8 protein-coding genes are annotated in these 8027 nt (G+C 70.6%); all 8 read right to left on the bottom strand.

Annotation, left to right across the window (positions count from 1 at the left end):
• Positions 1-232, bottom strand: a 232-nt coding sequence (locus ACOADB_RS15660) for a hypothetical protein (RefSeq protein ID WP_378600387.1), incomplete at its 3' end; no start/stop codon positions are given.
• 32 nt (positions 233-264) lie between these two features.
• On the bottom strand, positions 265-1680 hold the full coding sequence (locus tag ACOADB_RS15655; RefSeq protein WP_378600385.1) for an SDR family NAD(P)-dependent oxidoreductase: 1416 nt from the start codon (positions 1678-1680) through the stop codon (positions 265-267).
• A gap of 56 nt (positions 1681-1736) precedes the next feature.
• Complete coding sequence (locus ACOADB_RS15650) at positions 1737-5324, bottom strand: CDP-glycerol glycerophosphotransferase family protein (protein ID WP_378600382.1); 3588 nt, start codon at positions 5322-5324, stop codon at positions 1737-1739.
• A gap of 112 nt (positions 5325-5436) precedes the next feature.
• Positions 5437-6027: a hypothetical protein gene (locus tag ACOADB_RS15645; protein WP_378600380.1), complete on the bottom strand. Its 591-nt coding sequence runs from the start codon at positions 6025-6027 to the stop codon at positions 5437-5439.
• A gap of 106 nt (positions 6028-6133) precedes the next feature.
• Positions 6134-6610, bottom strand: coding sequence for a DUF3180 domain-containing protein (locus ACOADB_RS15640; RefSeq protein ID WP_378600377.1), 477 nt, complete (start codon positions 6608-6610; stop codon positions 6134-6136).
• A gap of 8 nt (positions 6611-6618) precedes the next feature.
• Positions 6619-7188 carry a 2-amino-4-hydroxy-6-hydroxymethyldihydropteridine diphosphokinase gene (gene folK, locus ACOADB_RS15635; protein ID WP_378600375.1) on the bottom strand — a complete coding sequence of 190 codons (570 nt, stop codon included), beginning with the start codon at positions 7186-7188 and terminating at the stop codon, positions 6619-6621.
• Positions 7185-7604 (bottom strand): dihydroneopterin aldolase, encoded by a 420-nt coding sequence (gene folB, locus ACOADB_RS15630; protein WP_378600372.1) that lies wholly within the window; start codon positions 7602-7604, stop codon positions 7185-7187. Before folB ends, folK begins: the two co-directional genes overlap by 4 nt.
• A partial coding sequence (locus ACOADB_RS15625) for a dihydropteroate synthase (protein WP_378600369.1) occupies positions 7601-8027 on the bottom strand: 427 nt, incomplete at its 5' end. The genes ACOADB_RS15625 and folB, both read right to left, overlap by 4 nt.

Genomic DNA, 8027 nt, shown 5'->3' with positions numbered 1-8027 from the left:
CGAGGGGTACGACGAAGGCGTCGTACTCGCTGTTGATCTTCTCGACGAGCCCGCGGTAGACGACGAGGCCGTTGGAGACCACCTGGGTGTCCGGCGTCGAGAGGATCTTGTGGGCGGCGTTGCTGAAGATCAGGTTGCCTGCGTTGGTCCCGAGGACGTCGCGCTCGATCGACTCCTCGACGCTGACCACGTCGAACGGGTCCTTCCCCGACCGCAGGAGAATTCGCTTCACACCGTGAACGCTAGCGGGCATGCGTGGGTGGCTCAGTCGCCGAGGCTGAACGGGTCGTCCTTGCGGACGTCGTACACGTGGCCCGACTGGTCGGAGATCAGTACGTCGACCGACGTGTGCGCCACGACCTGGGAATCGAGCAGCGTCCCGGGCGCCTCGTCACCGAACGCCTTGGTCCGCATCGGGGTGCCGGTGCGCTCCGGGTTGATGCAGTTGACCCGCACTCCCGCGTCGGCCCACTCGTCGGCGAGCGCCTGGGTGAGGTTGACCGTCGCCGCCTTCGCCGAGGAGTAGAGGCTGTAGCCGCTGCGACCGCGGGTGTAGGAGCTCGACGTGAAGAGCAGCAGCGCGCCGCGCGAGGCGGCCAGGTGCGGGAAGAACTCCTGGGCGATGAAGATCGGGCCGAGGTAGTTGATCTCGGTCGCGGCGTAGACCGTCTCCTCGCTGGTCTCCAGGAGCTCACCGCGCGGCAGGACGCCTGCGGTGTTGACGACGAAGTCGATCGAGCCCGTCGCGGCGATCGCCTGCTTCGCAGCAGCGGCCACGTCGGCGCGTCGGCCCACATCGGTGTTGGTGGTGGACCGGCTGAACGTCAGCACCGTGGCGCCGTACGACGACGCGAGGGCTGCGATGTCCGCGCCGATGCCGTAGCTGCCGCCGAAGACCACCATCGTCTTGCCGGCAAGCGCCGTCCGGTAGCCCTCGTCCGTCCGGGCGCGGGGCAGGTCGATGCCGGTCAGCTGGAAGAGCTTGTCGGCGATGAACACGTCGATCGGCTCGGTGACCTTCATGTTCCGGTCGTCGCCGTGCACCACGATGATCGGCTCGTCCGGGAGGTAGCGCAGCACCACGCTGCAGTCGTCGGTGGCCGTGAACTCCGGGTCGGCAGCGGCGATCTCGTAGGCCTTCGCGAGGACGTCGAGGCGGAAGGCCTGCGGCGTCTGCCCCCGGCGCAATGACGCACGCGGCGGGATGCTCCGGATCGTGTCGTCCTCGGCAACCTCGATGATCGTGTCCGCCGACGGGATCGCGACATCGACGGCGGGGTACGTCTCGAGGGCGGCGAAGCACTCGCCGATGATCCGCGGCGTGACCAGCGGGCGCACCGCGTCGTGCAACAGGATCCGCACGTCGGCACCCGCGGCGCTCGCCTGCAGGTGGTTGATCGCGAGCTGCGTGGTGGCGTTGCGGGTGTCGCCGCCCTCGAGGATCGCGGTGACCTTCGGGTACGCGCCGGCGCGGGTGATCTCGCGGACCGCGTCGGTGTGGCCGGGAGCCATCATCACGACCAGCTCGTCGACGTCGGGGTGGTCGTGCAGCGCGACCAGGGTGTGCTCGAGCAGCGTCTTGCCCGCGACCTTGATCAGCTGCTTCGGGATGTCGAGGCCCACCCGGCTTCCCACGCCACCGGCGAGGAGGACGGCCACGTTCTTCGCGGGGTTCGACATGGAGAACAGGTTAGTGGCCCTCCGCTCAACCCCCGAAGTCGTCGCCCGAGGGGTCGTCAGCCGAAGAACGCCTCGACCACCCGGCGGGCGGACTGGCCGTCCTGGAGGTGGTTGTACTTCTCGTGGAACCGGGCCAGCTCGGGCGCACACCTGCGCTCGAGGCCTGCGAAGTCCCGCAGCAGCTTCACGGCCTCGTCGGCGGTGTCGACCAGGGGGCCGGGCGCGGAGTCGCGGTAGTCGTAGAGGAATCCCCGGACGCCGCCGACGTACGAGTCGAGGTCGGGAACCAGGAAGATCATCGGGCGCTGGGTCAGGGCGAAGTCGAAGCGCAGCGAGGAGTAGTCGAGCACGGCTGCGTCCGACGCCAGGATCAGGTGGTTGATCTCGGGATAGTCGGTCACGTCGAGGAAGCGTGCGGCGCCGTCGCCCGTGGTGGTGGCCGTCGAGTGGAACCGGTGACCGCGCATCAGCAGGACGTAGTCCGGCCCGAGCGCACGGCTGGCGGCTTCCAGGTCGAGGTGGTGCACCATCTCGGCGCTGCGCCAGTTGGTGGCCAGGTCGTCGCGCCAGGTCGGCGCGTAGAGCACGGCCTTCTGCTCGGGACGGATCCCGAGCCGGAGCCGGGTCGCCTCCCGCAGCGCCGTGGCGTCTGCCGACACGAGGACGTCGTCGCGCGGGTAGCCGTGGCTGAAGATCGGTCCGTCGTAGTCGTACTCGCGGCGGTAGTGCTCGTCCATCGACGGCTCGGGCGTGAGGATCAGGTCCCACTCCCCCGACGTGCGCGCGAGCTCGAGGTCGATCCGCTTCTGGGTGAAGTTCTTGCCCCGCCACATCCGCAGGCCCATCGACTTGGACGGGTAGCCGTGGAAGGTCTGCAGCATCTTCTGTCCCGGCTTGCGGGCGAACCACCGCTCCGGGTCGATGTTGAGGCAGAGGTACTCGACGCTGCCGAGGACGCGGTACCACTCACGCGTGTTCAGGGTGACCGGGATGCCGCCCTCGGGGACCCACGACGCAGCATCGGCAACGCCCCAGTAGATCGTCAGCCCGGGGTGCGTACGACGCAGCTCCTCGTGGATGGCCAACTGGCTGTCTGTGGCCGACGCACCGACGTACGACTGGAGATAGACGGCGTCCCGCTCGAGCGGGAAGTCCGTGGTGGCGTACCAGTCCTGGAGCACCTGCTGGGCGTACGGCCCGCGCTCGTCGTCCGCCATCGAACGGTGCAGCTCGATGTTGCAGTCGCGGCCGAAGCGCATCAGGCGCGACGTGTAGGACGGACCGACGGTGTACTGGTGCAGCTTGTCGATGGCCGACTCACCGAGCGGGGCGATCGACGACTGGCCGCCGGTGACGACGGTGACGGGATAGATGCCCAGCGGCACCGGTGCCTCGCGCAGGCCCCAGGGATCGCCGACGAGGCGGAAGCCCACGCGCACCTCACCGGAGGGGGCCTCGGGGTCGATCGTTCCGCGGACGGTGGCCTTCTGCCCCACCAGTTCGATGCGTACGTCGGCGGGCGGAACGGCTGCGAGCCAGCGGCCGGTCACGGTGACGTCGAGGTCGTCGACCTCCACGTCGTCGACGACCAGCACGCCGGCGGCCTCGAGGAGCTCGGCGTGGCCGTGGGCGTTGCGGCTGAAGACGACCCCGCCACCTCCGACGCCCAGCCACTGCTCGTGGACGGCGGGCCACCCGATCGGGTGCTCCGTGCCGTCGGCGCCCAGGGCGGCCAGCGACCAGTGCTTCTGGCCGGTCCAGGCGGGAGGCAGGTCGAGCCGGAAGGTGGTGGACCCGTCGTCGGCCACGACGGTCACGGCGCGGGCCTGCAGTGCACCCGCGGCCGCGCGGACCGCGACGAGGGAGAGACCGGCGTCGTCCAGGGAGCCGCTGACGGTGCGGCCGGTGACCTCGACCGACCGCAACCGCGGACCGGTGTCCGGGAGGACCCGGAGGCCGGCGAGGGAGGCGCGCGGACTGAAGCCGATCAGGGCGCCTGCGGCGGGCCGGGGCGCCAGGTGGTCCTCGCCGACGAATCCGGCCGAGCCCTGCGCATCGACGCGGGCGACCGGCCCGGACCGGGTCACGCCGTCGACGGTGAGGGTGACGTCGAGTCGCCAGGTGCGCCCTGCCGACGGCAGTCCTGCCGTTCGGGAGGCGGCGACCAGATCGGGCACCGCGACGGTGGCGAGGAAGGCGCCCCAAGAACCGTCCTGGCACCGGCGGGACATCAGTTCCCACCCCTCGTTGGCCCGCAGGTCGCGGACCTGGCGCAGCGCGAGCTCGATCCGCTCACCCGAGTCCTGGTCGACCAGGGCGCACGTCACGTCGGGGAGAGCGGACATCGAGACGAAGTCGATGGCGGCGAAGACGCTCAGCTCGACGGCCTCGGCCCCGACCCAGCGCACGTCGCGCAGCACCGCCGAGAGTCGCGTCTCGTCAGGCGACATCTCGAACAGCTCGGCCGGGATGGCGAGGTCCTCGTCGTCGTGGAACGGCAGCTCGGCGAAGACCTTGCCGTCGCGGACCACGGTCGTTCGGCTGCCACCGGCGAACAACCGCGCCGCGGCGTACGACGCCAGCTGTTCGCGATGGTCGTGCTGCAACAGCCAGATCTTGATGCGCGACTCCGCCGACAGACGCGCCCAGACCGTCTCGTCGGCCGACTCCAGCAGCATGCTGACGTGGTCCCGCAGGGTCTGCCACTGCCGGTCGTCGGCACGTTCGACGTCGGCCAGGAGCGGCTGCACGGCCGCGTCCAGGAGGCCCCACAACCACCAGTCGCGGGCATCGGGCAGCTCCAGCGCGGTCACCGCCTGCCAGGTCCGCGTGTGCTCGTGGATCCACGCGTCGAGACCGGAGAGGACGTCGGGAACCGAGCCCACCCCGACGCCGTCCTTGCGGCCGGTCGGGACGTAGGTCGCCTGCTTGAGCAGGTCGAAGGTCGACGCGTGGCGCAGCAGGCCGAGGGCGACATCGGCGCCGCTGGGCTGGGCATCGGCGAACCGGAGACCGGCCGTGCGCCAGAGGTCCGCGGTGAACAGCTTGTTGCCGACCCCGAGGTCCGTGACCGCCACGGGCGACGCAGCCAGGGTGGTGCGGGAGACGTCCACGTGGTGTGCGGCGGCGTACGGCGCGTCCAGGACCCAGCCGACGGTGTCCGGCTCCTTCATCTGGCCGACCACGAGCGGCGAACCGGACGCCTCGTGCGCCGTCACCAGCCGGGCGATGGCGGTCAGCAGGAAGTCGTCGCCGCCACTGGCGACGACCACGAGCCCGCCCCGGGCCGACGCGATGCCGGCGTTGCGCGCAGCCGCGAGGCTCCGCTGGGCCTTGCCGCGGATCCGGATCCGCCAGTCGGCGACGGCATGGCCCCGGGCGAGGTCCAGCACCTTGTCATGGCGGCCATAGGGCACCACGACGATGTCGAGGTTGCGGTGGGTCTGGGACCGCAGGGTGTCCAGGCAGGGGCCGATCCGGGTGGTCTCGTCGTCGCTGAGCGGGAGGACCACGGAGACCAGTGGACCGGAGAAACCCATCCGGAAACGACGCGTCGCCCGACCGACGGGGCCGCGCATCCGTCCGGGCCCCGACTTCGCGAGCCGGATCAGGGACTGCCGGGCTCGCGCGCGGTCGTAGGCCAAGAGTGGATCCTTCAGGTACGGCGGACGGTCGACTTACGGGTTGTCGTGAATCCTAACGATCCGATCGACCCACCCGCGGGTCGGCTGCGCCCCGGCCCCGTGAGCCGTGGCGTCAGACCGCCTTGCGAGCGCTCCCGCGGGTCCGCGACTCCATCAGCTGCCACTCGGCCTGCAGGACGTCGAGTTCGGCCTCGAGCTCGGCAACGCGCACGATGGCCTGGCCGGCGCGCTCCTCGGCGTCGGTGAGCCGCTCGCCGAGGCGCTCGGCGACCCGCTGGGCCTCCGCGGCCTGGTCGTGGGCGTCGGCCAGCTCCTGGCGGGCGTCGGCCAGCTCCGAGGCCGCGTCGCCGAGGCGCTTCTCGAGCCGCGAGATGGTGGCGTCACGCTTGGCGAGCTTGCCGGTCATGTCGGCCGCGAACTCGACGTTCTCGGCCGTACGGACCTCGGTCAGGTCGGCGTAGGCGCGGGCCTGGCCGGCGCGGTCGCGCGCAGCATCGTGACGGGTGGCGATCAGTTCGGTGTGGGCGATCTTGAGAGCGGCCGCGCCGAGGACCACGGAGCCCGCAGCAGCGACGGTGACCAGCAACCACGAACCGGTCACGGCGGTACCCGCAACGGCCAGCGCCGCGAGCGTGAGGAGAGCGACGGCCACCAGGAGACGAGTGGACCGCTGACGACGACGGTTGCCGGCGGGGGAAGTCATGTCCGAACGGTAAGCCTCCGGGACCGGATGAGACGGACGACACGCTTGACACAACTGTCACAACAGTCACACGGGTTGCAACGGAGCCGACCGCTGGCAGGTGCGGTCAGCGTGGTTCGGGGTCGTCCTCGCGGACCCGGCAGGCCCGTTCGAGCAGGAGGGCCGCCACCATTGCGGCCACCGCACAACCGGTCGCGATCAGCGACCTCACCAGTCGGTCGTCAGCGAGCTCGGCCGGATCGCCGATCCAGCTGATCGCGTAACCGAGGTAGCCGCCGGCCACCAGCGCGCCCACCAGGGCGCTGGCCCTGGCCAGCACCAGCCGGTTGACCGCCTTGTGTGCCTCGAGCCGCTCGCGTCGTACCTGGACGGCCCGGTGGGTCGCCCAGGCGACGTAGCCGAGGATCGCCGCCAGCAGGAGCAGTGCCAGTGGCTGCGGTGCCGTCACGAGAGGCGGTACGACGCCCAGGCGCTCACAGAGCGGATGGACCGCCCAGCCACCGACCAGGCCCACCAGCGCCCAGCCCAGCAGGCTGATCAGCGCGGTGGGCCGCAGGTTGCCGCTGTCGGGGTCCTGGTCCACGCCCTAGGTCACTCGAACTCGAGGACCAGGTCAGCACGCTGCTTCAGGCCGCTCGTGTCCACCTTGGCGAGCAGCTCCGAGACCGGGCCCAGGCCCGGGAACTCGGCGTCGGACTCGAGGTCGCTCCACGGCTGCAGCACGAAGGCGCGCTCGTGTGCCTGCGGGTGCGGCAGGCGGAGGGCATCGGTCTCGCTGCGGCGGTCGCCGACGGCGATCAGGTCGACGTCGAGGGTCCGCGGGGCGTTCTTGACGTCGCTGCGCATCCGGTCGTAGGCGTCCTCGATGGCGAGCGCGCGGTCCAGCAGGCGGTGTGCCGACAGCGTGGTGTCGATCAGGACCACGGCGTTGAGGAAGGTCGCCGAGTCCGGCGGGCAGTCGACCGGTTCGCTCTCGTAGACCGGCGAGACGCCGGTGACCCAGACGTTGGGGGTGTCGGCGAGCGCGTCGACTGCACCTTGCAGGTTCGCGAACCGTTCACCGAGATTCGAGCCGAGGCCGATCACCACCCGACGAATGGGTCGCATCTCCCCCGTCAGGGTGTCTGCATCGATGATGTTCGGGTTGGGGGTCTCGGTCATGCTGGGCCCTCTGCCTTTCCGGTTCGGTCTCCCGCTGCAGGCGTCTCGCGACGACGGGTGACGGTGAGCTGTACGTCGGCGAACGTCGCCTGGATCGGCGCATCCGGCTTGTGCACGGTCACACGCGCCCATTCAACACGACGGTCCAACAGACACACATCGGCAATCCGCTGCACGAGGGTCTCGATCAGGTCGACCGGGTCCCTCGTCACTTCCGCTACTACCTGGTCCACGAGGCTTCCGTAGTCCACGGTGTCGCGCAAGTCGTCCGATGCGGCCGCTGGTCGGGTGTCGACGCCGAGAACGAGGTCGAACTTGAAGACCTGCCCGTCTCGCCGCTCGTGGTCGAAGACGCCGTGATGTGCGAAGCACTCGATGCCGAGGATGCTCAGTTCATCCAGAGGACCATCCGTCACGCGCGTTCCTTCCCGGTCGCTGCCCGATCAGCGTTCTGAGTGCCCCACTGTGCCGCAACGGCAAGGGCGTCGCGGTGGGCGCGCACATCGTGGACCCGCAGGCACCAGACCGGGGTCCCGGCCACGCCGGCGGCGAGCAGGGCGGACAGCGCGACCCCTGCCGCCTCGCGCTCGGCCACCGGCCGCGGCTCGCCGTCGGGGTCCTCGAGGAGCCGTCCCAGGAACGTCTTGCGGCTCGCGCCGACCAGCAGCGGGAACCCGAGACCGGCCAGCACGTCCAGTCGGCGCAGCAGCTCCCAGTTGTGGTGGCCCAGCTTCGCGAACCCCAGGCCGGGGTCGAGCACGATCCGGTCGTCGGCGATGCCCGCGGCGCGCAGGGCCGCCACCCGGTCAGCCAGCTCGGCACGCACCGCTTCGACGACG

The sequence above is a fragment of the Nocardioides sp. CPCC 206348 genome, assembly GCF_048654705.1.
Taxonomy (GTDB): domain Bacteria; phylum Actinomycetota; class Actinomycetes; order Propionibacteriales; family Nocardioidaceae; genus Nocardioides.
The sequence above is the reverse complement of the archived record's forward strand: the minus strand, read 5'-3'. Positions and strand labels throughout refer to the sequence as shown.

What these genes read in the sequence shown, in the direction of transcription:
- folK (WP_378600375.1), bottom strand. Translation starts at nt 7,188, where the DNA reads ATGACCGAGACCCCCAACCCGAACATCATCGATGCAGACACCCTGACG.
- ACOADB_RS15655 (WP_378600385.1), bottom strand. Translation starts at nt 1,680, where the DNA reads ATGTCGAACCCCGCGAAGAACGTGGCCGTCCTCCTCGCCGGTGGCGTG.
- ACOADB_RS15645 (WP_378600380.1), bottom strand. Translation starts at nt 6,027, where the DNA reads ATGACTTCCCCCGCCGGCAACCGTCGTCGTCAGCGGTCCACTCGTCTC.